The 24,480-nt window shown below is 32.3% G+C and carries 27 protein-coding genes; 6 read left to right on the top strand and 21 right to left on the bottom strand.

The genetic code is table 11. The features are described 5' to 3' along the window. The first annotated feature begins 75 nt into the window (after positions 1–75). Positions 76–903 carry a hypothetical protein gene (locus tag Q1A73_RS18575; RefSeq protein WP_299608548.1) on the top strand — a complete coding sequence of 276 codons (828 nt, stop codon included), beginning with the start codon at positions 76–78 and terminating at the stop codon, positions 901–903. Here the strand turns inward: Q1A73_RS18575 and Q1A73_RS18570 are convergent. The 3 genes from Q1A73_RS18570 to Q1A73_RS18560 are packed head-to-tail and all read right to left on the bottom strand — an operon-like array spanning position 892 to position 2,009. Continuing rightward, positions 892–1,146: a hypothetical protein gene (locus Q1A73_RS18570; RefSeq protein ID WP_299608545.1), complete on the bottom strand. Its 255-nt coding sequence runs from the start codon at positions 1,144–1,146 to the stop codon at positions 892–894. The two genes, Q1A73_RS18575 and Q1A73_RS18570, sit on opposite strands and share 12 nt — an antisense overlap. A gap of 41 nt (positions 1,147–1,187) precedes the next feature. Then, on the bottom strand, positions 1,188–1,448 hold the full coding sequence (locus Q1A73_RS18565; protein ID WP_299608543.1) for a hypothetical protein: 261 nt from the start codon (positions 1,446–1,448) through the stop codon (positions 1,188–1,190). A gap of 6 nt (positions 1,449–1,454) precedes the next feature. After that, the gene (locus Q1A73_RS18560) at positions 1,455–2,009 is read right to left on the bottom strand and encodes a sigma-70 family RNA polymerase sigma factor (RefSeq protein ID WP_027392615.1); all 555 of its coding nucleotides are present in this window, start codon (positions 2,007–2,009) and stop codon (positions 1,455–1,457) included. 257 nt (positions 2,010–2,266) lie between these two features. On the opposite strand from Q1A73_RS18560, the gene Q1A73_RS18555 reads away from it, so the two are divergent. Continuing rightward, a complete protein-coding gene (locus Q1A73_RS18555; protein ID WP_299608540.1) occupies positions 2,267–2,830 on the top strand; it encodes a hypothetical protein in 564 nt (187 codons plus the stop codon). Positions 2,831–2,988: 158 nt separating this feature from the next. On the opposite strand, the gene Q1A73_RS18550 is transcribed toward Q1A73_RS18555, so the two are convergent. The 9 genes from Q1A73_RS18550 to Q1A73_RS18510 all read right to left on the bottom strand — a co-directional run bounded on the left by Q1A73_RS18550 (position 2,989) and on the right by Q1A73_RS18510 (position 11,324). Next, positions 2,989–3,471, bottom strand: coding sequence for an SRPBCC family protein (locus Q1A73_RS18550; RefSeq protein WP_299608538.1), 483 nt, complete (start codon positions 3,469–3,471; stop codon positions 2,989–2,991). Positions 3,472–3,473: 2 nt separating this feature from the next. Continuing rightward, positions 3,474–4,385 carry a TIGR01777 family oxidoreductase gene (locus Q1A73_RS18545; protein ID WP_299608536.1) on the bottom strand — a complete coding sequence of 304 codons (912 nt, stop codon included), beginning with the start codon at positions 4,383–4,385 and terminating at the stop codon, positions 3,474–3,476. 11 nt (positions 4,386–4,396) lie between these two features. Next, positions 4,397–4,834: a hypothetical protein gene (locus Q1A73_RS18540; protein WP_299608533.1), complete on the bottom strand. Its 438-nt coding sequence runs from the start codon at positions 4,832–4,834 to the stop codon at positions 4,397–4,399. Between the two features lie 12 nt (positions 4,835–4,846). Then, entirely contained in the window at positions 4,847–5,728 is an 882-nt protein-coding gene (locus tag Q1A73_RS18535; RefSeq protein ID WP_299608531.1) for a methyltransferase domain-containing protein, read from the bottom strand. Positions 5,729–5,739: 11 nt separating this feature from the next. Further along, positions 5,740–6,105 carry a hypothetical protein gene (locus tag Q1A73_RS18530; protein WP_299608528.1) on the bottom strand — a complete coding sequence of 122 codons (366 nt, stop codon included), beginning with the start codon at positions 6,103–6,105 and terminating at the stop codon, positions 5,740–5,742. Positions 6,106–6,203: 98 nt separating this feature from the next. Next, positions 6,204–6,707 carry a MarR family transcriptional regulator gene (locus Q1A73_RS18525; protein ID WP_219009096.1) on the bottom strand — a complete coding sequence of 168 codons (504 nt, stop codon included), beginning with the start codon at positions 6,705–6,707 and terminating at the stop codon, positions 6,204–6,206. Positions 6,708–6,881: 174 nt separating this feature from the next. Further along, a complete protein-coding gene (locus Q1A73_RS18520; protein WP_299608521.1) occupies positions 6,882–8,903 on the bottom strand; it encodes a M3 family metallopeptidase in 2,022 nt (673 codons plus the stop codon). Between the two features lie 686 nt (positions 8,904–9,589). After that, positions 9,590–10,075: a 5-(carboxyamino)imidazole ribonucleotide mutase gene (purE, locus tag Q1A73_RS18515; RefSeq protein WP_299608518.1), complete on the bottom strand. Its 486-nt coding sequence runs from the start codon at positions 10,073–10,075 to the stop codon at positions 9,590–9,592. A gap of 91 nt (positions 10,076–10,166) precedes the next feature. Continuing rightward, entirely contained in the window at positions 10,167–11,324 is a 1,158-nt protein-coding gene (locus tag Q1A73_RS18510; protein WP_299608516.1) for a 5-(carboxyamino)imidazole ribonucleotide synthase, read from the bottom strand. Positions 11,325–11,491: 167 nt separating this feature from the next. Between Q1A73_RS18510 and Q1A73_RS18505 the strand changes: the two genes are divergently transcribed. Together Q1A73_RS18505 and obgE are read left to right on the top strand one after the other, a co-directional pair. Then, positions 11,492–12,601 (top strand): adenylate kinase, encoded by a 1,110-nt coding sequence (locus tag Q1A73_RS18505; protein ID WP_299608514.1) that lies wholly within the window; start codon positions 11,492–11,494, stop codon positions 12,599–12,601. A gap of 117 nt (positions 12,602–12,718) precedes the next feature. Beyond that, positions 12,719–13,714: a GTPase ObgE gene (gene obgE, locus Q1A73_RS18500; RefSeq protein ID WP_299608512.1), complete on the top strand. Its 996-nt coding sequence runs from the start codon at positions 12,719–12,721 to the stop codon at positions 13,712–13,714. Between the two features lie 40 nt (positions 13,715–13,754). Here the strand turns inward: obgE and Q1A73_RS18495 are convergent, their stop codons facing one another. Together Q1A73_RS18495 and Q1A73_RS18490 are read right to left on the bottom strand one after the other, a co-directional pair. After that, complete coding sequence (locus tag Q1A73_RS18495; protein ID WP_299608510.1) at positions 13,755–15,179, bottom strand: polysaccharide lyase; 1,425 nt, start codon at positions 15,177–15,179, stop codon at positions 13,755–13,757. A gap of 194 nt (positions 15,180–15,373) precedes the next feature. After that, positions 15,374–16,825: an amidohydrolase gene (locus Q1A73_RS18490; RefSeq protein WP_299608507.1), complete on the bottom strand. Its 1,452-nt coding sequence runs from the start codon at positions 16,823–16,825 to the stop codon at positions 15,374–15,376. 307 nt (positions 16,826–17,132) lie between these two features. Between Q1A73_RS18490 and Q1A73_RS18485 the strand changes: the two genes are divergently transcribed. Both Q1A73_RS18485 and Q1A73_RS18480 read left to right on the top strand, forming a co-directional pair. Further along, on the top strand, positions 17,133–17,732 hold the full coding sequence (locus Q1A73_RS18485; RefSeq protein ID WP_299608504.1) for a fasciclin domain-containing protein: 600 nt from the start codon (positions 17,133–17,135) through the stop codon (positions 17,730–17,732). 338 nt (positions 17,733–18,070) lie between these two features. Next, entirely contained in the window at positions 18,071–18,235 is a 165-nt protein-coding gene (locus Q1A73_RS18480) for a hypothetical protein (RefSeq protein WP_299608501.1), read from the top strand. A 96-nt stretch (positions 18,236–18,331) separates the two neighbouring features. Here the strand turns inward: Q1A73_RS18480 and Q1A73_RS18475 are convergent, their stop codons facing one another. The 7 genes from Q1A73_RS18475 to Q1A73_RS18445 all read right to left on the bottom strand — a co-directional run bounded on the left by Q1A73_RS18475 (position 18,332) and on the right by Q1A73_RS18445 (position 24,340). Then, entirely contained in the window at positions 18,332–19,342 is a 1,011-nt protein-coding gene (locus Q1A73_RS18475) for a transglutaminase domain-containing protein (protein WP_299608497.1), read from the bottom strand. 13 nt (positions 19,343–19,355) lie between these two features. Next, a complete protein-coding gene (locus Q1A73_RS18470) occupies positions 19,356–20,027 on the bottom strand; it encodes a carboxypeptidase-like regulatory domain-containing protein (protein ID WP_299608495.1) in 672 nt (223 codons plus the stop codon). A gap of 141 nt (positions 20,028–20,168) precedes the next feature. Beyond that, complete coding sequence (locus Q1A73_RS18465) at positions 20,169–20,591, bottom strand: hypothetical protein (protein WP_299608494.1); 423 nt, start codon at positions 20,589–20,591, stop codon at positions 20,169–20,171. Between the two features lie 81 nt (positions 20,592–20,672). Continuing rightward, positions 20,673–22,253, bottom strand: a complete 1,581-nt coding sequence (locus Q1A73_RS18460) for a carboxypeptidase-like regulatory domain-containing protein (protein WP_299608490.1) — start codon at positions 22,251–22,253, stop codon at positions 20,673–20,675. A gap of 137 nt (positions 22,254–22,390) precedes the next feature. Beyond that, positions 22,391–23,233: a metallophosphoesterase gene (locus Q1A73_RS18455; protein ID WP_299608487.1), complete on the bottom strand. Its 843-nt coding sequence runs from the start codon at positions 23,231–23,233 to the stop codon at positions 22,391–22,393. 103 nt (positions 23,234–23,336) lie between these two features. Next, a complete protein-coding gene (locus Q1A73_RS18450; RefSeq protein WP_299608484.1) occupies positions 23,337–23,777 on the bottom strand; it encodes a nuclear transport factor 2 family protein in 441 nt (146 codons plus the stop codon). Positions 23,778–23,785: 8 nt separating this feature from the next. Then, a complete protein-coding gene (locus Q1A73_RS18445) occupies positions 23,786–24,340 on the bottom strand; it encodes a hypothetical protein (protein WP_299608482.1) in 555 nt (184 codons plus the stop codon). Positions 24,341–24,480 lie beyond the last annotated feature (140 nt).

Genomic DNA, 24,480 nt, shown 5'->3' with positions numbered 1-24,480 from the left:
CAATTAATTAACCTTACGCTATCAAGTTTTTAACCAACTTAGACGGTTATTAACAGATTCCCCTAAATTTGGAACGTGAAAACCATTAAAAGTATATTTGATTTTTACCTAAACAGCAGTATCCATGTGGCATTAGCTGTAGCGGCATTGGTTAAAATAACTTTTTTGAAGTTCGAAATTTTAGGAGGAGATACTTATGTGTATTTTGCATTTTTTGGATCAATCGTAGCATACAATTTCGTAAAATATGCTTCAATTTCAAGATTGTATCATCGTAGATTAACAAAATCTATGACCAAAATTAGGGCGTTAACCGTTATAAGCAGTATTGTTTTTGTTTATTTTGGGTTTCAATTATCCATAGATACAATAGTATTTATGTTGCCATTTATATTATTGACGATTTTATATACGGTACCTGTTTTCCCAAATAAAAAGAACTTAAGAAGTGTTGCTGGAATTAAAATCTTTATTATCGCCGTTACGTGGACAGGAATTACTGTAATAGTGCCCATATTATACGCAGAAGGGAACTTAGGTTTTGATATGACTATTGAGGCGATACAACGTTTTCTTTTTATTGTAGTAATTATGTTGCCTTTCGAAATAAGGGATCTACAATATGATGCCAAAGAGTTGGAAACGATTCCTCAAAAAATAGGAATTACCAGGACTAAAGTTTTTGGAAGTATTGTCTTAGTAACTTTTTTGTTGCTTACCGCATTTAGAGATGAACTAACTTCTACCGAGATTTTAAGCACAGTTTTTATAACTATTATCAGCTTATTGTTTTTATGGGGTACTGATAAAAAACAATCGGAATACTTTTGTTCCTTTTGGGTCGAAAGTATTCCGATGATATGGTTGTTTATATTGGTTCTGATGCAAAGCCTATTCGGCTAATTTTTTTCTTAATTGTTCTTTCATTTTCTCCTTTATAGAAGTTTCCATTACTTGAACATTAGAATTTTTTATCGTTTTTGTGAGCTTTGTATTCCTTTTAGAATATGCTCTGGTTACCTTGCAATACACTAACCTGATATTTAACTTGATGATCTCTAAAAAAGAGGCTTCACCATATTGATTTTTATCACAGATAAATTTTGCTTGTTCGCAAGATACAAATAAACTATTACTCGTTTTCATTACAATTTTAATCTTATTTTTCGGGGCATTATTAACTTTTTTTATTCCATTTCAGACATTTTTTTCTTTAACTGCTCTTTCATAGAATCCTTAGCCGATTGATTGATACTAATGACTTTAGGGTCTTTAAATAATTTTGTTAGTTTCGTATTCTTAGACGAATATTTTCTGCAAGCCTTACAATAAATTAAATGGATATTTAATTTTATTTTTTCCCAAAGTGAGGCTTCCTTATATTGATTTTTATCGCAAATGTGATTTGCATCTTCACAACTTACAAATATTTTGTTTCCAGTACTCATATTATATTAAAACCAGTTTTTTTCTAAGCATTCTGCCATTGCTGTACGTGCTCGGTGAATGATTACCCAGAGGTTAGACGCGGTGATATCAAATTCATTACAGATAGCTTCTGTATCAAATCCTTGAATTGTTTTCATAGAAAAAATACGAGCTTGTTTCTCTGGTAATTTTCCAATACAATTATGTATAGCTACTCCTAATTCCGTATTCTCTATTTTTCCTTCGGCATTTTGATCAAAAGGATCCGCTACTCTCTCTTCGAGCCAATCTCCTTCAGTCTCACCATCATTTGTGTAATTAATACGTACTTCAGCTTTTCCTTTATTACTATTAATTTTTCGGTAATGATCAATAATCTTTCTTTTAAGAATCGAAATAAGCCATGTGCGTTCGCTAGCTTCACCCTTAAAATTTTTCATTGATTTTAGACCTGCAAAAAAGGTCTCTTGCACCAAATCTTGTGCAATCTCTCTATCATCGACCCTTACTATAGTATAATTAAACAAATAATCACTGTATTTATCAATCCACGTATTAGGGTCTATCGTGTTTGTAGGCATATGTTATCGGCTCTTTTTTCCAAAAATATGATAAAAAGTTGAATCTCAAAGAAGTTTGTACTTCCGAATTACCGCAAAAAGAGCTTATCTATAGATATATACCTGTAATTGGGTATTTTTTGAAGGGGAAGATGAGGTTAAGTTTGCTTAAACATTTTTAATCAATCCGTCATATGATAAATCCTGATTTATTAACGCTGTTTGATAAAATTAACAGGAGTATCATCATCTGTCGGTTAAACAAAAAAGTAGAAATAATGAAAAAAATTACTTGGTTACTAATACTTCAACTAGGATTTTTGGTTAGTGTGCAAGCGCAAGAAGTAGAAAAAAACTTTGTTCCTTATTATATAAAGGATGGGAATGTACAATCATTTGAGCGTAAAGGTGCTAAAATAGAGGCCAAAGCAATAGGTTTTGGATACGGAGGAGTGAATCAATATTTGACCATATTTAATAGTAAATATTCAGATGTTAGATTTCGTCCAAATGAACTTCCGAAATTTATTATAGCACTAGACGAAGGAATCGATCCGCTAGATATTGTTATTATCTCTAAGGCAGATGTCGTAAAAAAACGAAAGAAATACAGACGATTTATACAAAAAGGAAACTCTATGGGTGGAGGAAGTAAAGATATTAGTGAGCATTTGGTGATTCCAGAATTAAAAAAAATAGAAGGTAATTTATACGAAATGGAAATGCCAGCTTTAGCTCCTGGAGAATATGCTTTTCAGCCAATTTATAAAGGAACTGAAGCAAATAATATTATGGGTACTTCCGGAGATGTACGTATTTATTGTTTTGCGATCGAAGAGTAATATAAAGTTGATATCCTAATACAATAGTTAAATTGGGAGTGGTTAACCTGAAAAGTCATTAATGAAATCTTATTACCGAATTGAGTGATGAATCCTTGTAATGTTTGGTTATATACTCAGCCTGAAATGCCCACGATGGCAGATTCGTAATAGTTTTTTCAGAACTTTTCAGGTTTACTCTTGATTAGCGCTATTTTTTCAATTTCGATTTTAATATGATCATTTCTAATTTTTAAAAACGTCCTAAGATGTTTTTTTAGAAGCAATCGATCAAATAGGCGACCTATAAAACCATAAGGAGTTTTGTATTCCAAAACATCGATCATTTCGATCCCAGAAGACGTTTCTTTAAAAATATGCTGATGCTTAAAACTTTTAAAATGACCTTTGATCATTTCATCAATAAAATAAGTAGGATACCTAAGTGATGTTATTTTACTTTGATGTTGTAGGGAGCAACCAAAGTGTTTTCCTTTCCAAGTTACGGTTTCGTATAGATTGATCAAACCTGATGTTTTTCCAGCAATAGCTTTTTCTCTGGTTTTGTGAGCGGATTTCATATGAAGATCTATATTTCTAGCTGCATCAAAGACAGTTGCTATAGGAGCCTTAATCATTGTATGTAATGTAATAACAGTCATAATTATGAAGTAAGTTCTTTAGTTGCTTCAGTAAGATCTGGATATGTAAATTGAAAACCTGCTTCTAGCATTTTTTTTGGAATTACATTTCTACTTTTTAAAATGAGTTCAGTTTCAGTTTTGATCATACGAGCTCCGATCTCCAAAAGAAATTTTGGTAATGGGATTCCAATGTTTATGTTCGTCACTTTTCTTAATGTTTGCATCAGCGTCTTGTTATCCGATGGATTAGGTGCTACGATATTAATTGGACCTTCCATCTCAGGATTGTTAATAATAAACTCCAAGCTTCTTGCAAAATCAATTTCATGGATCCAACTAAATTTTTGATTTCCTTTTCCTTGTTTGCCTCCAAATCCAATTTTCACAAGATTAAGAATTGGTTGTAAAGCACCACCCTTTTTTCCTAATACGATAGAGGTTCTTAGTGCTACTTTTCTAGTTTTTGGAGTATGATGAGAAAAGAATGCATGTTCCCAATTGGTGGCTACGTTTACAGAAAATCCAGTTCCTATTTCACCGTTGATTTCATCCATTTCCATATCTAGAGAATGTCTGTAGATTGTAGCTGTAGAAGAATTTAACCAGACTTTTGGAGGATTTACACAGTTAGAAATTACTTTTCCTAAAACATTAGTAGATTCTACTCTAGAGGAAAGAATAAGGTCTTTGTTTTTTTGATGATATCTACAATCCACTGATTTTCCAGTCATATTGATTAAGACATCTGCACCTTCTAATTCGCTTTGCCAATTACCAATGGATTTTGCATCCCATTGTACATATCGGATATTATTCAACGTTCTGTTTTCTCCACGAGTTAGTATGATGATGGTATCAACTTTATTTTTGAAATATTCTACCAAAATATCTCCTAAAAACCCTGTGCCTGCTGCTATAACTAGTTTTTTCATTCGTATTCTTTTTAAAATAATAAAATAGGTAACCAAGCGAGTCTGTATAGAACCCAAGTTGCTGTAAGATAGGAGGGTAGTTTTAGTTTTTTTACTCTCCTAGCATGTTCAATGATCATTAAACTAACCACTATTAGAAATAGAAGAACTTTGATTTCTACACTTATCAACGCTACTTGATATAAAAACAATAATGGAATTAGTACTAAAGAGCCTAATAAAGAAACTGTAATCATATGATATAAGTATGTATGAATTTTTCTTTTAATGCATAACATTATAATACCACCTTGCCAGATTAATTGGCCTGCACACATTACTATTTCTATGGATAGTTTATCATTAGTAATCAATTCTGGCAATTCTTTGGCATAATAAAATAATGTAATTGTTGAAATCAGGGTAGCGATCCCAATATAACTCCATTGATATATGATTTTAGTTGTCATCCTTAATACACCTTATTTTTCTGCTGTTAGGATGTAATATCCAAAACTTTGCATATGCAAACCAGACAGCAAGGCAAACAAAGAGCCTTTCAGGTTTTTCCAGCTTTGTACTTTTAAATTTTCTTTTCTGATCAATTTTTTGAAAATAAATCCAGTAATTGCAAATGGTACATGAAGTACGGAAGGAGCAACTCTAAAGGATACATCTTCTATAACTACTTTTTTGAATCCAATACGTTCTAATGACTTTTTTACATTTTGAATGCTTCCTAATCCTTCTAAACTCCATCCCTTGCACAGTTGCTTATAACAATAATGGCTTCCTATACATAATTGATCTTCTTCTTTCTTAAGAAAGGCATCTGCAATCACTAACTTGCCTCCGGGTTTAATAATTCTATACGCCTCAGAGAGGGCAGTATCACTATGGCCAGAATGGCAAAAGCTCTCTATAGCGTAAGCACTATCAAAACTGTTATCGGCAAAAGAAGTATGATTGTAATTTTCCTGTAAAATAAGTCCATTCATTTTATGAAGTCTCTTGTTTCCTTCAGTCACCTGAAAAGAAGATAGTGTTACACCTAGCATATGAAGCCTTGGGTATTTTCTGAGTCCATATTTCATAGTGCCTCCAATACCACAACCAAGATCCGCTACAATACCTTTTTGCTTATTAAATTGTAATCTTTTAAAAACTTGATTATTCATCTCGTTGAGCATAGTGTCTCTTTTAAAAAGGGTAGTTTTAAAAGGAATGTAATACCCAAAATGCATATTGAAATCTTTGCTCCAGAATTCATAATCTTCAGTAGCTTCGTTATAAAGCTCTATGAGTTTTTCTTTGTTTGATTTTTGAAATCTAATTTTATGTAAAAGAGGGATGGTGGTGTTCATAATTTTAAGTATTAATTATAAAAAGAAGGCTTAAATTCAATTTGTTCTACATACTTCTTTATTTTGTAGGTTACATAGACAAAATAAGAAGCAATACTCATCGGGATTACAGAAAAGAAAAACAATCCAAATAGGCTTTCAAAGTTTTGGTTTAGGATAAGAAATGATACCCAATACAAGACAAATAAAGACCAATAGCCAACTATCAATTTTTTAGATTGGATATTCAGTTTTTTCCAATATGCCAGTATAGAACACGCTAGAACAAACTGAATAAAACCTAGTGGAATTTGAGCTAATAGTCCTAGATAAACCGTTATGTAAAGTATAAGCGTGATAATAAAACTCCATTTATTAATGTTATGTATCGTTTTCATAATTCTAATAGTTTTAAAGTTTCAATAATTTTTGAAACATATTTTGAAAAAGAAAAGGAATTGCTTCCTCTCTTTTGCTTAAAGTATGTTTTCGTTGTTTATTTAATCAGTTTCATTAATGTCTTAGTGATCCAATTCGATTCTTGATTTACAATTTTATTCATCATCGTATCCGCACTATCTGCCAGTTCATAGAGCGATTTGGTTTGCTTAATCAGCTCTTCTGTTTTTTTAGAGCCGTCATTTTCAATTCCAGATACTTCTCTTAATACTTTAATCACAGGCTTTATTTCACGTCTGCTGCGTTCTTTGGCTACTTGTCTGGCAAGTTCTTGTACATCTTTTTCCGAAACGAAATACTCTTTACGTTCTCCTGGTTTACTTTCTTTAAAAACAATACCCCAATCCATTAATTGACGTAAGTTCATACTCGTGTTACCTCTAGAGATATGTAACTCTTCCATAATGTCCTCCATAGAGAGGGGTTCTGGAGATATCCATAACAAAGCATGAATTTGTGCCATGGCTTTGTTGATACCCCAAAGAGTTCCTAATGCTCCCCAAGTGGAAATAAATTTATCTTTTGCTTCATTGTAATTCATAGGACAAATATATAAAATATTTTAAACTTTCAGTAATTTTTGAAAGTTTAATTTTTATAGACATATAAAAACATGGATTCATACTACTTTAAAAGGTATGATTTTTTTAAGCAGAGATATAAAAAAACGGGGTTCAATATCATACTGAACCCCGTTTTTTAGCATTGTGTTATATTACTTAATCAATCCTGCACGTTTTAATAAAGCTTCGGGTTTTGGTTCTTGCCCTCTGAAACGTTTATATAAGGTCATTGGATTTTCTGTACCTCCTTTAGAAAGTACGTGATCCTTAAACTTGGTTGCTACTTCTTTATCAAAGATCCCTCGCTCTTTGAAATAGTCAAAAGCATCTGCGTCTAATACTTCTGCCCATTTATAAGAGTAATACCCCGCAGAATATCCTCCTTGGAAGATATGAGAAAAGGCAGTACTCATACAATTTTCTGCTACATCAGGATATAAAGACGTGCCTTCAAAAGCCTTTTTCTCGTGTTTTTTTACATCTTTAATTTCACTTGGATCGTTGGCATGCCAGGACATGTCTAATAGTCCAAAGCTTAATTGGCGCAGCGTAGCTAACCCTTCCATAAAAGTGGATGATTCCTTTATTTTTTGAATCAATTCCATCGGAATTACTTCTCCTGTTTCATAATGTTTAGCGAATAGTTCTAAAGCTTCTTTTTCATAACACCAGTTCTCCAAAACCTGACTTGGCAACTCTACAAAATCCCAATAAACACTGGTGCCAGATAATCCAGGATATATGGTGTCTGCGAGCATTCCGTGTAATGCATGTCCAAATTCATGAAATAAGGTAGTAACTTCATTAAAAGTTAATAGTGATGGCTTACTAGGTGTTGGTTTTGTAAAATTGCAAACTATTGAAATATGCGGTCTTATATTTTCTCCATCTTTTCTCATTTGAGGTTTATAAGACGTCATCCATGCACCATTCCGTTTTCCAGCTCTTGGGTGAAAATCTGCATAGAACACTGCAATAAAATTGCCATAAGTATCTTTTACATGATAAGTTTTTACTTCTTCATGGTATTTGTCTACTTCATTGGTCTCTTCAAATTGTAATCCAAATAAATTAGAAGAAACTTGGAAAACACCATCAATTACATTTTCTAATTTAAAATATGGTTTTAATTTTTCATCATCTAGATCAAAAAGCTTTTGTTTTAGTTTTTCTGAATAATAAGCTCCATCCCATTTTTGTAATTGATCAATACCATCTAATTCTTTAGCAAAATTTTCTAATTGTTTGAATTCTCTTTCTGCTGCTGGTTTCGCTTTTTCTAATATCTCATTTAAAAAGGAGAATACTCTTTCCGGAGTTTCGGCCATACGTTCTTCTAAAACGTACGCCGCGTGAGACGAATATCCAAGAACTTCCGCACGTTGATGTCTTAATTTTGCAATCTTTAAAACAATCTGTTGATTGTCTAACTCGTCATTATGGAAACCTTTAGAAGCAAACGCCAGAGACATTTTTTTTCTTAATTCTCTATTATCTGCATAGGTCATAAAAGGAATATAGCTAGGATAGTCTAAGGTGATTAACCATCCTTCTTTTTCCTTGGATTCGGCAAGCGCTTTTGCTGCTTCTTTAGCACCTTCAGGTAAACCAGAAAGATCAGCTTCATCGGTTAATAGCATCTCAAATTTATTTGTTTCTGCTAATACATTTTCACCAAATTTTAGACTCAATTGAGAAAGTTCTTTGTCAATTTCTCTTAGTTGTTCTTTTTTATCATCTGGAAGATTAGCTCCATTTCTAGAAAACGATTTATATCTTTTTTCTAATAATGTGCTTTGTTCTGCAGAAAGATCAAGGTTACTTTTATTTAAATAAACCGTTTCAATTCTTTTAAAAAGATCTGTATTTAAAGCAATATCATTTCTAAATTCTGATAATAGAGGAGAAGCCTCTTGTGCTATTTTTTGAATCTCCTCATTAGTTTCAGCACTATTTAAGTTAAAAAATATGCTTGTAACACGGTCTAAAAGCTCGCCACTATATTCTAATTTTTCTATAGTGTTAGAAAAAGATGGTTTTTCGGTATTTGTTACAATAGTGTCTACTTCTTCTTTTGCAATAGATATAGCATTTTTAATCGCTGGTAAAAAATGCTCGGATTGTATCTGAGAAAAAGGAGCTAGGTCAAAAGATTCTAATAAAGGATTTTTCATGTACTTATACTATTTTTTTGAAGGTCACATGGAACTCATCATTAATCATTTGCTGTTCTATATATTAAATGAGATGAGTTTTCTCATGATTTATTATTCTGTTCTTTAAATCTGTTTTTTAAAACAAAGTGTGCTTTTGTCGAAAAAATATGTTTTTTATCGATAATCAAGGATCTAATTCAATCACTTTTTGTTACAAAGATATAGGATAGAATTAGATTTGTGTAGGTTTATTAGTAATGGTCTAAGCAAAGTAATAAACACATTATTGTAATCAGGGGTATGGATGTCAATAATATTCTTTGTAAAGATCAAAAATTAAAAGAGTTGCATGAAATGTAGCTCTTTTTTTTGTTAATAAACTGTCAAAATCTACTATTCTGATAGAGAATTCTTTAAAATGTCTGGTTTTTCTATGAGAAAAATTCAAAAAAAAGTAAAATTTAAGCTTTTTATCGGTAAAATATGTAATTTATCGAAATTGTTAATAAGTTTTGAGAGATAATTATTGCGTAATTAAAGTAAGGGTTTACCTTTGTGCTAGGTTTTAAGAGTATGGTCTTACGATGAATTTTTTGTGTAATATATTTAAGTTGGTTAATAAATATTGTTATATTCTATTGTAAGACCTGATATTGGAAGAGCCGCTGAGGAGCGGCTCTTTTTTTTATACTCTTTTTTATGTATTACTTATTAATCTGCTTAGCGCCTTCGATTACTTTTTGCTTTAATCCTTCTTTGTAAACTAGTATTTTGTCTAATACACATTTGTCTGATGCGCCGATAATTTGTGCGGCAAGAATTCCCGCATTCATAGCACCATCAAGGGCTACAGTTGCTACAGGAACTCCTCCAGGCATTTGAAGAATCGATAATACAGAATCCCATCCATCGATAGAGTTTCTTGATTTTACAGGAACTCCTATTACAGGAAGAGGAGATAGAGATGCTACCATACCTGGCAGATGTGCAGCTCCTCCAGCACCTGCAATGATAACAGATATTCCGCGAGTATGAGCATTTTTACCGTAATCAAATAATTTTTCAGGAGTACGATGAGCAGAAACAATGTCTACTTCAACTTCTATATCAAAACCTTTGAGAATTTCAATTGCTTTTTCCATTACGGGCATATCGCTTGTACTTCCCATAATGATTCCTACTTTGCTCATATAATTGTTTTTGATTTTAATTAATATTTGATGTTTTTAATCAAAGCATACATATGCTTTCGAATTACAAAAAACCAATTTTTTAGCGTATTTATTCGCTTATAACTCTTATAGTATTTTTTACTTTTTCGGCTATTTTTCTGGCTTCTGAAATATCTTCATTTACAATAGTGACGTGTCCCATTTTTCTGAAGGGTCTTGTTTTCTTTTTACCATAAATATGAGGAGTAACTCCATCCATATTCATAATTGTCTCAATATTTTCATAGACTACATTCCCCGAAAATCCTTCAGCACCAACAAGATTTACCATAATTCCTGCTACTTTACTTTCTGTAGCTCCTAAAGGTAAATCTAAAATAGCTCTTATATGTTGCTCAAATTGATTTGTGTAACTTGCTTCAATACTATAGTGTCCGCTATTGTGCGGTCTTGGAGCTACTTCATTAACTAAGATTTCATCATCTTTAGTTTGAAACATTTCTACAGCCAGTAGCCCTACGTGTTCAAAAGCTTCCGAAACTTGTTCTGCTATTGTTCTAGCTTTTTCCGCAATTTCATTGTCTATTCTAGCAGGACAAATAACATATTCTACTTGGTTTGCTTCTGGATGAAATTCCATTTCTACTACAGGATACGTTTTAATTTCTCCTTTGGGGTTACGAACAACAATTACCGCTAGTTCATTTTTGAAATCAATCAACTTTTCTGCGATACATTCATTATCAGGTAGTTTGGCAATATCTGCTCCAGTTCTAATAATAGAAACACCTTTACCATCATAGCCACCTTGCGTACTTTTCCAGACAAAAGGAAGTTTTACCTTCCCATTTGTTATGCCTTCTGCTAAGTGTGCTTTATTAGAAAATTGTACAAAAGGAGCAGTTGGTATTTCTTGTTTTTTATAAAATAGCTTTTGCCTGCCTTTGTTTTGTATTTTTTCTAAAGTGGCAGCATTAGGATATACTTTTATGCCTTCTTTTTCTAATTGTGCTAATGCTTTGGTATTTACTGTTTCAATTTCAAAAGTGAGTACATCTACTTTTTTTCCAAAATTGTAAACAGTATTATAATCCATTAAGTCTCCTTGCTGAAAATGATCACAAGCAATTCTACAAGGGGCATCGGGGTTGGGGTCAAGAACATAAGTGCAAATATCATATTTCCGGGTTTCATACAGCATCATCTTACCTAATTGGCCACCACCCAGAATACCTAGCTTAAATTCTGACGAAAAATAGTTTGTCATTGTTTTGGAGTATCTAAAAATTGCCTTGGGCAACAAAAATAAATTTTTAATAAGTAAAAACCTTAATATTATACAGTAAATGCAGTAGATAACTAATATAAGTGTTGTTTGTAATCACTATCTTTGCGCCTTTAAAAACAAAAAGGCCACCGTGATAATCTAATACTATGACGATTACACTGCACGATTTAAAATTTACACCCTTTATTGCCGAAGATGAAATCTCAGCAGCAATAGATACATTATCTCTTAATCTTTCTAATGATTTATCGGATAAGAAACCACTTTTTTTAGGGGTGTTAAATGGTGCGTTTATGTTTGTTTCAGAAGTATTGAAACGATTTAATCATGAATGCGAGATAAGTTTTGTAAAATTAGCCTCTTATGATGGTATTCAGACAACTTCTGAAGTATCTCGACTTATTGGTTTACAGGAAGATGTTTCTGATAGAACTGTTGTTATTCTAGAAGATATAATTGATACAGGTCATACCATAGAGGAATTGATCGACATACTAAAAAGTAAAGGTTGTACCGATATAAAAATTGCTACCTTATTTTTTAAACCAGAGGCATATACCAAAGAAATTCATATAGACTATATTGGGATAGAGATCCCAAATCGATTTATTGTGGGATACGGATTAGATTATAATGGTTTAGGACGAAATCTTACAGAAGTTTACCAATTAAAACAAGACAACATGACAAATTTAGTGTTATTCGGACCTCCAGGAGCAGGAAAAGGAACACAAGCAGAAGTTTTAAAAGAAAAATACAATCTAGTACATATTTCTACAGGAGATGTATTTAGATACAATATAAAAAATGCTACAGAATTAGGTACATTGGCAAAATCATATATTGATAAAGGTCAGTTGGTTCCTGATGAGGTTACTATTAATATGCTGAATGCTGAAGTAGATAAAAACCCTGAAGCAAAAGGATTTATTTTTGATGGTTTTCCTAGAACAGAAGCGCAGGCTGATTCCTTAGCAGAACTATTAACTTCTAAAGGATCAGAAGTTAGTGCTATGGTCGCATTAGAAGTGGATGATGAGGTATTGGTACAACGGTTATTAGAGCGTGGAAAAACATCCGGACGTCCTGATGATGCCGATGAAGGAGTGATTAGAAATCGTATTAAAGTATATTATAACGAAACTGCGATTCTTAAAAACTACTACCAAAAACAAGATAAATATTATGGAGTAGATGGAGTAGGAGGAATTGAAGAAATCACTGAGCGTCTTAGTTCGGTAATCGATACTCTATAATTAAGAAAGTTTATGATATGGTCAAAAAACTAGTAAGGTTTTTTGACCTGTTCAGAAAGTACCAGATAACAAACCATTGGATACGCTTCCAATTGATCTAAAAAGATATCACGTAGGATGACAGAAGGGAATTTTGTAGATTATGTAAAGTTGCATGTAACTTCAGGAAATGGAGGTAAAGGATCCGTGCATTTACATAGAGAAAAGTATATCACCAAAGGAGGACCAGATGGAGGAGATGGAGGTCGAGGTGGTCATATCATTATTAGAGCAAATGCTAATATGTGGACTCTGTATCATCTAAAGTTTAAAAGACATTTTAGAGCGGAGCATGGAGGACACGGAAGTAAAAATAGAAGTACAGGAGCCGATGGAGGAGATGTTTTTATAGATGTTCCTTTAGGTACTGTAATAAGAGATACAGAAACACAGAATATTCTTCATGAAATCACGGAAGCAGGACAAGAAATTATCATTGCCGAAGGAGGAATGGGAGGAAGAGGAAACTGGCATTTTAAGAGTTCTGTAAATCAAACACCTCGATATGCACAACCTGGAGTGGAAGGGCAGCAGCATGATATTACGCTAGAATTAAAAATTTTAGCGGATGTAGGATTGGTAGGTTTTCCGAATGCTGGAAAATCAACATTATTATCTGTGATTACTTCTGCAAAACCGAAAATTGCAGATTATGAGTTTACCACATTAAAGCCAAATCTTGGTATCGTAGAATACAGAGACTTCCAGACCTTTGTGATGGCTGATATCCCTGGTATTATAGAAGGGGCTGCAGAAGGAAAAGGAATCGGGCATCGTTTCCTAAGGCATATAGAACGTAATTCTACTTTATTGTTTTTAATACCTGCTGATGCAAAGGATATTAAGGAGCAATACGAAATACTATTAGATGAATTACGAAGATACAATCCAGATCTATTAGATAAAGAGCGATTAATTGCTATATCAAAATGTGATATGCTCGATGATGAATTAAAAGCAGAGTTGCGAGCTGAGCTAGATGAACAGTTAGAAATTCCTTATCTGTTTATTTCTTCGGTTGCTCAGCAAGGTTTACAAGAGCTTAAGGATAAGTTATGGCAAATGCTTAACTAATCTATACGTATACTTTTTTACACAACATTATTGTTGTTTCTTATTGTAAAATTAGTTTTGTAGCAATATCAAATTTTTCCATTTTAAGAAAATATATTCCTTTGGAATATCCATTTAGGTCAACAGTTTTACCGTTACCATTTTTTACTTCTTTTCCAGTGATATCATATACAATCCAATTTGTGCTTTTAGGTAAGTTGTAATCGCCGGTACTTGGATTTGGGAAAATTTTGTTGGATATATCATTAGACTCTTCGACGGATAAAGTATTGGTGTAAAAATCCCATTCGTTGATTCTTTGTTCGGATACTCTAAATTCATCAAACCATACGTAAAAATCTTTGTCCTTAGGAGCGTAATCGTCATAATCAGAACCTCCTAAGAAGGTGGAAATGAGAATATGATTAATAGTTATGTTTTCTCTGTTTTCTGAAGGGTTTCTATAGTAATTGAAATAGTCAGAACCAACGAAATCATAATTCACACCATCTACCCAACCTTCAAAAAGGCCATCATTACCATTTGGACTACTCTCCAATACGTAATGTAGTTCGATATTATGCCATCCTTGTGCTTTCAGATAGTTTTCATATTCAAACGAACAAATGTTATCACCATCTACCACTCGATCTCCCCAAAAGCGTAATTCATTTTCATCTTCATTAGCAGCATCATCAGCAGGTTCTTGTTCTCCAGGAAGCTCCATATAAAACTGAATTCCACCTCCTTTTCGAAACATAATTCTACCTTTCCATCGATTTCTATCTCTTTCTCCATCAGGAGTATTTGGATCTGATCCACCTAAGCTTGGGAGCTTTCCGCCACATAAACTAAAGTCAAAATCATCGCTAAATTTAATCCAGTACGAAAGATATAAATCCGAAGATTCATAATAATTATCTTTAAAGGTATTCATTAATGGAATTCTAGTGTCTATTCCAGAATTCCCTGTTTTTAATAAGCCTTTTGGGTATTTTACTTTTAAAGAAACACCTCCTGGATCGATACTGTTTTCATAATCTACGGATGCTCTGTCTTGTGTATCATCTTTTTGACCATTTACTAGCTGACCGTCGTAAAAACCAATTCCGTTAGAAGTGGGGAAGTCATCCTTTAGTTCATTTTCTGTATACGTATCTCCAACTCGCAAATGATCAAAGCTAATATGGTATTCATCATTTGCTAATAATGGATCTGGAGCAAGTACTATATTTCTTTCTGAGGTGACCTTTATGGTTTCGTACTTAAGTGCGCCAATTCTTAATTGAGTATTGCTATTACCTGAGGGCAAATTAAAATTACCGCTTTCATCAGTTTTAGTGTAATTATATACATTATTGGCATCACAGACTAAAGCATTTTCTACTGGATTTCCTGATTGATCTTTTACTGTTCCTGATAATTGAGCATGTACGCAAGTAACGGATGTAATAAATACTAGGAGATATGTCAATCTCTTCTTCATGAGGTTAAGAGTTTGCTAAATAATAGTATAGCTCTACAATATTTACTTTACTATTATTTATGGTTTACGTTGGTTATACTGCAAACCTAATGTAAAAAGCAAATCTTTGTTCTGTTTACTAAAATTTTTTTACGAAAATTTACTTAAAAAATAATTTATTAGTTTTTCTAGAAGTTCTTCCTAGTTGTTATTTACTATTTTTTGGAATCGCTTGGAATTGGAGGAGGGCCTTCTGGTACAATAGCTTCATAAACTTCATCTCCTTTACGTTCTTTATATTCAGCTTTTACCTTTTCTAAAGCTTTTGGATCTTCGTAAAGATCGGTCATAGTCATTGCCATTGCTTTTGATGCATACAACATTCCTTTATGTCCAATACTCATTCCACCACAAGCAACAACAGCCCACGAATGCCATGGTGTGTCTTTAGGAGCTGTGGTAACTCCAAGATTGATATTCGGAACATTCCAGCTAACATCTCCAACATCTGTAGAACCACCACCAGGATGTTCTTTTGTTTCTTCCAGCGGATTAATAGCACTATCCATACCAACTTGTTCTTTCTTGGTAACCTCTTGAATTTTTTTACCAAAAGCAATTTCTTCATCTGTATAAGTGATTGGTCCTAAAAGTTCTAAGTTCTGTTGCATCAATTTTCCACCTTCACGATTAACTAAGACTTCATAAATTCCTGAAATTAGAGAGATTTTATAATCTACATTCGCCATAATCGCAGCTCCTTCTGCCATTTTTTTAACACGCTCATATACTGGTATCATTCCAGAACGTTTAGTGTCTCTTACTCGCATCCATAATCTGGAATAATCGGGTACTACATTTACTACTTGCCCTCCATCCTGAATATGGTAATGCATTCTCACGGTTGGTTTTACATGTTCGCGGTAATAGTTGATACCTGTCGTATAAAGTTCTAATGCGTCTGAAGCACTTCTACCGTTCCATGGATCGGCAGAAGCATGTGCTGCCTGCCCAAAAAATTCGACTTTAAAATCTACCAATGCCAGAGAACTTTGAACATCAGCTTTGGTAGAAGCTGATGGATGCCAACTAATATTAGCATCAACACCATCCCATAAGCCTTCTCTAACCATCCAGATTTTCCCGAAGTACTTTTCTTCACTCGGAGTTCCAAAAAACTTAACAGTTCCTTTAATTTTTCCAGATTCTATTAATTCTTTTACTGCAATTGCAGCTCCTAAACTTCCTGCACCAAACAGGTTATGTCCACATCCGTGACCAGCGCCTCCTTCCGTTAATGCAGCTTTTGTAGGTTGTGCTTTTTGAGATATTCCTGGTAATGCATCAAACTCTCCAAGTACACTAATTACTGGTTTTCCTGAACCATAAGAAGCTACAAAGGCAGTTGGCATTCCTGCTACACCTCGTTCTACTTTGAAACCTTGTTTTTCTGCATAATCGGCCAGTAACTTAGATGATTGATTTTCCTCGAAAGCAGTTTCTGCTAATGCCCAAATTTGATCGCTGATATCGATTAACTCTTTTTGATGCTTTTCTACAGAAGCAATAATGGCTTGCTTGGTAGATGATAACTTTTTTTGACTATATATTGGAGTAAACGCTAATACAGAACAAAAGAATAGATTTATGAAGTTGAATGATTTCATATGATAGTCTGAATTGAATGAGTTTGCTTGTGATACGAGTCATAAAAATAAGACTTTTTTATGGTTTCAATCCTATATAAAGAATTACCTGTAATAAGCTGGGGTTAAAGATTTAAATGTATTTGTATAAAACGCTTACGGTACAACCACAGGTCCATAAAAACGATTACTAACTTACTACTTACGAATACTCATTTGTTAACATTTCTTAACGTTAATTACAATAGATTTAACCCAAGATAAAGTAATAGAATAGATATTAAGTTGTTATCCATACTTAAGAATTAATAATAAATCAATTTTTAAAATGAAGATTAAAACCCCATTTAATTTTTTAGCTCTTATTCTTATCATAACTTTTGTTTCTTGCGATAATTTGGTTGTAAAGAAAAATCCAAATGCAGGAAAAAATGACAAGTTAATTGCACAAGCTGATATACCTGTAGAAGAAAATAAAAATCTTACCATCAATGAGATTTTATCATTTGATATTGCTTTTACTCAATTAAATGAAATCGTAAAATCTTCAGAATTTTCTGAGAAATTCAAAGGAGAAAAATCATTTACTGTTTTTGCACCTTTAAATGGAGCGTTCTCTAAACTTCCAAAAGGAACGTTAGAGGATCTTAAAAAAGAAGAAAACAAAGAAAGCTTAGCAGCTATTTTAAATTGTCATATTATACCAGGTACGATAAACGAACAAGATATTATCAAAGCAATTAATGAAGGAGGCGGAAGTGTTAAATTAAGAACTCTTGGAGGAAACAAATTAATAGCTAGTAGGAAAAGAGGAAAGATATACTTGATCGATAAAAATGGAAATGCTGGAAGATTGATGAAAACAGATATTGAAGCTACAAACGGAATGATTCATACCCTTGAAACAGTTATGCTTCCGAAAAAATAAAAGACCATAATTTAATGTGTTTGTTTAAAACCGGGAAACCTCACAATAGATAGAGTTGTGAGGTTTTTTTTGTTTTGTAAGGTTATAGAGGTTTAGAAAACACTTTATTGCTAACTACTCTAAATTCTAGAGCAACTAAAATCAGAATGATGAAAGCCTCAAGACCAAAATAAAAGAATCCCCATAGCGTCATCTGATCATAATAAAAGATAACCGCCCCTACAGTTATAAAACAATAGATTAGATTAGCAAATGCGATTATTTTTACGAAAAATTCATATTTTAAAGGGTTTAAGAAAAAGCAAACAGTAGAATATAGGAGCAGTACGATTGCTATTATGGCCAAAAAATGTAGTGCTTTTAGTGGAATTCCTATGAGCTGTCGTATAGCAGGAAGTAAAATGGATAAAAACACCAAAGTTAGTAATGCGCCTATTCCATCAACTAAAAATAATAGTTTAGGATTTTTCCTAAAAAATGGAACTAATGATGACAAGATATAGCTCATTAATTGATATGTTTTCTAACTATAATATATATCAAAAGCAATTAGTTTAGATAGAGCAGAAAACCTCTTAATAGCATGGTTTATTTCTGCTTTAACCTTTACCAACATTAAATGAATAAGTAGCTACAATATCACCATTTATTCTAAGATGTGTGTCATAACGTCCTTTATTTTTAAAAGTACAAGTGAAAGATGTGATGTTATTGTTGTTTTGAGTATTGTAGATATGAATATTTTTTTCTTCTGATCCTGAGTAATAAACCAATTCAATATGATCTTTTTTGATTTTCCGTGAAGATTTAAAACTAAAAACGACTTCGGTATTTTTAGGTATAGCTGTATCTAATTTATTCGGTGAGACGGGCTGTATATCGTTTGCAAAAGCTTCTCCATAGATCAACGGAGCGCTTACAAATGAAGAGACTTTTATCGTATCATCTAATAGCCATTCTTGATGTATTGGAAAGTGATTTTTGGCAAAAAATACTGGATCAGTTAAGAAATAGCCGTCATTATAGGAAGTGATAAAAACACCATATTCATCGAGGTAGCCACTAGACCAAGTAGCATCACATAAGTACCATTTGTTATTTAGCTTAACAGCATTCCAAGAATGATTAGGCATTTCTAATTTTTTGATATTAGAGGAAACAGACCTGCCATAACCATCAATAATTTTACAAGAAATGTCGACCAAATTGCAAAGTTCTTTAACCAAATATGCATATCCTGTACACATGGTTTTCTTTTTGTTTACTAATCTCTTGAATACTTTTTTCTTGTATTGATGATTCCATTTCATAAATGAAACGGAATCATTTCGATACTTCCTTCTTTTTCTACTTACCTGAGAGAATTGCACTTGATCTCCTTTTATATTTTGACAAACCCATGTGTATATCGCTCGGAATTTCTCTACCTCAGTAGGTAATTCATTAGTTAGCTGATACGCTAACAACGGAAGATTTTCTAATGAAGCTCTTTTGTAAGAAAAAGCAATCTTATCCGCTTTGGTAAAGTCTACGGATTTAAAATCCGAAACTTGGGAAAATACATTGCAAGCAATTAGAAGAAAGAGTGTAGTGCTAAGAAAAAATTTCATGTGTATGCTTAAATTAATCTTTTGTAGAACTATATAATTTTTTCACAGCTACTTTTCCCATCAGAACACAACCATCTGGTTTTAGATTTACATTAAGTGCAATATTGTTTCCAGAGGTGTTATCTTGAATTTTTACTTTTTTTGACGTAAAACCAATATAGCTAAATACCAGAACATCTCCTTTTTTTAGCATTACTGGAAATTCAAAATTGCCATCAAAATCTGTTGATGTACCAATGGCAGTTCCTTCTAGTAGGATATTAGCACCTGGTAATGGATTTCCGCTTTCGGAAACAATACCCTTAACTATAATCGAATTGTCATTAATAGCACTTTGAAGTTTTGAAGGATTATTAATTGAGTTTCTTGTTTGATTATCTATGTTTTGCGCATGAGTCTTAGCAAAAGAGAATAATGCCATACAAGCTATAGTGATTGCTCCCAAAACATTAAACTGGCTTTTTCTAAATTCCTTGTAAGTAGTTAATTGGTGTTTCTTAAATCGACCACAAACGTTATTCGAGGATTGGCTTTTAAAGTAGTTTGTAATTTCTACAGAAGTCATACCCGAAAAATCTATTACTTCTTTTGTACAATGATTACAAAATCCACCTTTATCTGTTGGAGAAAAGTTTTCGAAATTCTGATGGCATGGCTCTTTGATGTTTACAGTAAATTGATTCATAATCTTATTCTTTTTAGTTTATACATCAAACTTAGACGCTTTGTTTTGTATATAAAATGTAGAATTAGGGAACACAGCTTTTAGATAGGTAAACATTGCTTTTTGCAGAGTGAAGAAGAGTTATCTTGGCAGTTAAATGAGTTAATCTCTATTTGTATTGTAAATCTTTGGTTGTATCCATCTTATCATAAAGTAACCAACAATTAAACCAATAAATGAAAAAAAGATGTCATTAATATCATAGACATTATTGCCTCCAAGGTTATGAATTTTTAGTTCTTGAGTTATCACATATACTCCAGCTAGTATAGTTGCTAGTACGTAAAGTTTGTAGATGGAGATTTTTGTTTTTTCGGGGAGTATACGGAAATTAATATAAAGACCTATTCCTGTTAGTAGGAATGTCCCTATGATTGATTCAAAGAAATTGGGTAATGAAAGTAACACGATTTTAACCCAGTTATAGGTGCTGCTATTTAAAACAGTTGGTCGAATGAATTTGAGTATAATAAACAGGAAGACTAGTATCGTTTGAATTCTCGCTAGTTTCAATAAATCGGTCATGAAAATAATTTTGTTGATGCTTACTGGTCTATTAAATACATGAAATGTTACTCATCCATACTCTATTGCATAAAATGATTATTAATTCTTTAGAGGGGTATTCATCCAGTAGTTGGATAATATTTCGGGAGAGATAACAGATTTACTTTTAAAGATTGGTTTGGTTTTTATCATAAATAAGCTGTCACGTATTGCTTTTGTATCTATGGATAATTCTTGTACAAAAAACTCTCTGTACTGATGGAAAGAAACTGATTCTCTTTGGTTGATGAGGTTTCCTTCTAAATCTCTGATGTTTTTAATTTCTATAGCGATTGCTCTATGGCTTTGCTTTTTTTGCTTGCTAATAAGCTTGGTGCCGAAAACTAATTTTCTCTTTTTAGGATATATATAGATGTTTTTTTGTAGTAGTCGAATACTGTCTATTTGTAGTTTAGTTCCATAATACCATAGGCTATAATTTCTTTTTCTAAGAGCCTCTCTTGAAAAAGGTCTTTTATTAAGAACAATTTCGAAACGTTTTTGCATTTGATTTACATATACTTTTTCAGGGAAAAATTTTGGAGGATATGATGTTTCAAATGTATTATCAAATGAAATATAACTTGGATACATTTTTTCAAAACGTTCTTGGTATTCTATAATGATTTCATAGAGTAATTTTCCAGATGTTTTTTCCGTTGTATTTTTTTCTTCATCTTCAGGTTTAGATGAGTCAAAAACTGAATATATCATCTTATAGATTTTGAAATCTCCTTTGCTGATATAGATTTTTCCAGAAACCTTTATGTTTTGCTGGGTTTTGGAAATACCAATGGTATATAATGGTATATTATCAATAGAAGTAGAGGGAAGTATTTTAAATCTATGGTTCTTTATGAAGTTTCTGTTAAATCTATTCACAAAATCATAAGTATTTATACGATAGTTTCGGAGTGCATCATGTAATCTTAAGAGTGTATATTCATTTCCGCCTTGTCCATTCAATGTTGCGTTGTTAGATATAATTTTATCTCTATTTACATAATTATAGGGTTTGGCGGCAATAGTATCAACGGGAAAGTCTAAATTATTTTTGTATTCTAATATTTTTATTTTGGTTTCTTGTAAATCATCAGATTCAAAACCTTTATCAAAAACTTCTAAAATGGCTTCATTTAAATTTATATAAGATTGATCTTTTATTTGGTAATCTCTATAATAGCCTACATATGAAAAAGGAGAAAATGGATGATTTTCTGGTATCTTTTCTATGGCTAGTCGTACAATTATATTTGCTCCATATCGTTTTATCTTTTTGGTATTCGTTACAACGACTTCTTCCAATTCTTCAATTTTCTGAACTAATGATATGACATTAACTTGTTCAGATTTGAGTTGAGATAATAGTATGTTTTTAGAGATATATCCTATTGAAGATACAACTAGCGTATCGCTTATGTTTTGAATGTTCGTAGGAATCTTAAATCCACCATCTGCATTTGAAATTAGACCTTGAGATTTATTTTTGATTCTAATGGTTGCAAAAGAAATCGGTTCTTTGGTTTTAGAATCGACTAATTTTCCTTGTATAAATTCACTTTGTTGTCCAAATACTATAATCGATTGAAAAATAAATAAAAAGAAATATGGTTTTGGTGTCAGTTTTGAAAACAAAGACATACCGTTTTTGATTGAATTTGATTAGATGAATTGTAAAACGTATTAAAAATAAAGCTTAATTCTTTGTTTCACAATGGTATATGTTAAAATAACAATTCTGTAACATAATTGAAGTAATAGTAGTACTATTTAAAATTTTACGTTTGTGCTAATTCAAAAACGGTAATTTCTGGTCTTACATTAAATCGTACCTGATATAGATGCCCGATAGCTCTATTGATGTATAGTTTTCTTCCATTGTTAAGATCAATCTCTCCAGCATCGTATTTTTTATTCTTAACCGGAAGTAGAGGAGGTTTTAGAAAAGGTGGTTTGCATTGTCCTCCATGGGTATGCCCGGATAATATCCAACCTTCATAATTATTCCAAACATCCAAATCACAAACATCAGGATTATGACAAAGTGTGATATTGGCTTCGTCTTGGTTTTGTTGTGATAATATTTGTTTTGGGTTAAAATTTAATCCCCAATAATCATCAATTCCAATAATGTTTAGCCCGTTTATTTTTTCCGAGTTATTACTTAAAATTTGAATTCCAGCTTGTTCGAGTTGGTTGGTAATTTGATCTGCAACATCTTGTTCAGACCATTCCTCTCCATAATCATGATTACCAAGAACTCCATATGTGCCAATTTTTCCTCTAACTGTGTACTTCAGAACTTCATTTAACTGTGCAAATTGTTGTTCATTTTCATAGCTAACATAATCACCTGTATATACCACAAAATCTGGATTAAGTCTTTGAGCTTTCAAAAAAGAATCAATGATGTATTGATAATCAAATTCATTTCCAATATGTACATCACTAATTTGCATCAGTGTTTTTCCAATAAATTGATCTGGGAGATTTTTCACAGGCATTTTTCTATGAACAAATTCTAACCAAAAAGGTTCTATTTGCCAAGTGTAAAAACCTGTGGTAATAGCAATTCCAGCAGTTCCTAATATTCCTTTTTTTATAAACTTTCTTCTATTCATATGCTTTTTGAGAATAATGCTGGGATACTAACTCGATAAACAACAGTGGATTTATGTGTTTTTAGGTTTATTGTCTAAAAAATTATTCAAAAATACAATTCTTTTATCTGTTGAATAAATTTTTAGGTTGAATGACATCTACTCGTACTATTTTATCATTTTCAAAAGTGAAAATTTCAACAATGTTTTGACCAACCTTATCAGATTCATCAAGCCAAACTTTGTCATGTAGAATTACTTTATCATCTATTTCCACTAGGTGTTGTATTTCAGATATAACATTTGGATGACTTTTAAAATGGTTTGCTCTATTAGCTTTCAAATTTTCTCTTCCATGTATCTTTATTTCAGATTCAACAAAGACCTTTACATTTTGATCAAATCCAAGCACGTATTTTTCAGCATTTTTTTCGTTAACGGCATCAATTATAGAAACAATCGTTTTACTATTCTTTCCTGAAATTTCATAAGTGGGTTTGGAGTTATTAGTGCAACTGATGAAGCATAGACCGATTAGTACGGATAGTATTTTAACGGTGTTCATAATTCCCTTTATTTTTTGTTCTTTTTATTCCACTCTTCCCAGTTTTTAGATTCTTTTCGCCAAAGAGGTTTTGCTTCTATATCTAAAGAGTGTTCGGGATACAAAACGTACCAAGTTGTTGCAGTATATCGATCAGTACCACCACCAACAATAGAATCTTTGAGATAATTGGTCATGAAGTTGGTAGCATAGCCGTTAGTTCCTGAAATTTTTGTCCAATGGTTTTGTGTTCTGAATCGAAGTTTAAGAGAATCATTATCAATTGCTGGAGCTTGACCAACAATGGTATTGATTTGTGCGAAAACTTCTTTTCCTTCAAAAATGGTTAAAAAGGTTGCATCCGCAATATGTTCGACCCGATTACCACCCCAACCAATTCTAACTGGATATCCTAATCGTACCGCATCGATTAATTTTGATTTATCTCCGTAAATGACATCACCACTTTCATCATTTTGAAAAACCTTTTGCCAACCGGCATTAGATTTTTCAGTAGAATTACAAGAACAGCATAGGATACATATTAAACAAAGAATTTTTACTAAGTGATTTGTTGTTTTCATTTTGAACAATTTTTATTAGCATTTCTTTTAATAAGATGATATATCCTCTGGAGGTGTTCATCCGATATAATGGGTAACCAGCCCTTAATGTACGACTAATTTTTACGGTATATTAAATTCTTATTTAGCAATTACTTGTA

The sequence above is a fragment of the uncultured Aquimarina sp. genome (assembly GCF_947492115.1).
In the GTDB taxonomy this organism is placed as follows: Bacteria; Bacteroidota; Bacteroidia; order Flavobacteriales; family Flavobacteriaceae; genus Aquimarina.
The sequence above is the reverse complement of the archived record's forward strand: the minus strand, read 5'-3'. Positions and strand labels throughout refer to the sequence as shown.

Bases quoted from the DNA above. Each gene is read 5' to 3' on its own strand.
- Q1A73_RS18545 (WP_299608536.1), bottom strand. From the start codon at position 4,385: ATGAAAAAACTAGTTATAGCAGCAGGCACAGGGTTTTTAGGAGATATT.
- Q1A73_RS18510 (WP_299608516.1), bottom strand. From the start codon at position 11,324: ATGACAAACTATTTTTCGTCAGAATTTAAGCTAGGTATTCTGGGTGGT.
- Q1A73_RS18455 (WP_299608487.1), bottom strand. From the start codon at position 23,233: ATGAATAGAAGAAAGTTTATAAAAAAAGGAATATTAGGAACTGCTGGA.
- Q1A73_RS18550 (WP_299608538.1), bottom strand. From the start codon at position 3,471: ATGACTGTTATTACATTACATACAATGATTAAGGCTCCTATAGCAACT.
- Q1A73_RS18520 (WP_299608521.1), bottom strand. From the start codon at position 8,903: ATGAAAAATCCTTTATTAGAATCTTTTGACCTAGCTCCTTTTTCTCAG.
- Q1A73_RS18480 (WP_299608501.1), top strand. From the start codon at position 18,071: ATGGCCAAAAAATGTAGTGCTTTTAGTGGAATTCCTATGAGCTGTCGT.
- Q1A73_RS18465 (WP_299608494.1), bottom strand. From the start codon at position 20,591: ATGACCGATTTATTGAAACTAGCGAGAATTCAAACGATACTAGTCTTC.
- Q1A73_RS18460 (WP_299608490.1), bottom strand. From the start codon at position 22,253: ATGTCTTTGTTTTCAAAACTGACACCAAAACCATATTTCTTTTTATTT.
- purE (WP_299608518.1), bottom strand. From the start codon at position 10,075: ATGAGCAAAGTAGGAATCATTATGGGAAGTACAAGCGATATGCCCGTA.
- Q1A73_RS18475 (WP_299608497.1), bottom strand. From the start codon at position 19,342: ATGAAATTTTTTCTTAGCACTACACTCTTTCTTCTAATTGCTTGCAAT.
- Q1A73_RS18560 (WP_027392615.1), bottom strand. From the start codon at position 2,009: ATGCCTACAAACACGATAGACCCTAATACGTGGATTGATAAATACAGT.
- Q1A73_RS18525 (WP_219009096.1), bottom strand. From the start codon at position 6,707: ATGAATTACAATGAAGCAAAAGATAAATTTATTTCCACTTGGGGAGCA.
- Q1A73_RS18530 (WP_299608528.1), bottom strand. From the start codon at position 6,105: ATGAAAACGATACATAACATTAATAAATGGAGTTTTATTATCACGCTT.
- Q1A73_RS18540 (WP_299608533.1), bottom strand. From the start codon at position 4,834: ATGACAACTAAAATCATATATCAATGGAGTTATATTGGGATCGCTACC.
- Q1A73_RS18565 (WP_299608543.1), bottom strand. From the start codon at position 1,448: ATGAGTACTGGAAACAAAATATTTGTAAGTTGTGAAGATGCAAATCAC.
- Q1A73_RS18570 (WP_299608545.1), bottom strand. From the start codon at position 1,146: ATGAAAACGAGTAATAGTTTATTTGTATCTTGCGAACAAGCAAAATTT.
- Q1A73_RS18535 (WP_299608531.1), bottom strand. From the start codon at position 5,728: ATGAACACCACCATCCCTCTTTTACATAAAATTAGATTTCAAAAATCA.
- Q1A73_RS18450 (WP_299608484.1), bottom strand. From the start codon at position 23,777: ATGAACACCGTTAAAATACTATCCGTACTAATCGGTCTATGCTTCATC.
- obgE (WP_299608512.1), top strand. From the start codon at position 12,719: ATGACAGAAGGGAATTTTGTAGATTATGTAAAGTTGCATGTAACTTCA.
- Q1A73_RS18485 (WP_299608504.1), top strand. From the start codon at position 17,133: ATGAAGATTAAAACCCCATTTAATTTTTTAGCTCTTATTCTTATCATA.
- Q1A73_RS18490 (WP_299608507.1), bottom strand. From the start codon at position 16,825: ATGAAATCATTCAACTTCATAAATCTATTCTTTTGTTCTGTATTAGCG.
- Q1A73_RS18505 (WP_299608514.1), top strand. From the start codon at position 11,492: ATGACGATTACACTGCACGATTTAAAATTTACACCCTTTATTGCCGAA.
- Q1A73_RS18445 (WP_299608482.1), bottom strand. From the start codon at position 24,340: ATGAAAACAACAAATCACTTAGTAAAAATTCTTTGTTTAATATGTATC.
- Q1A73_RS18555 (WP_299608540.1), top strand. From the start codon at position 2,267: ATGAAAAAAATTACTTGGTTACTAATACTTCAACTAGGATTTTTGGTT.
- Q1A73_RS18495 (WP_299608510.1), bottom strand. From the start codon at position 15,179: ATGAAGAAGAGATTGACATATCTCCTAGTATTTATTACATCCGTTACT.
- Q1A73_RS18470 (WP_299608495.1), bottom strand. From the start codon at position 20,027: ATGAATCAATTTACTGTAAACATCAAAGAGCCATGCCATCAGAATTTC.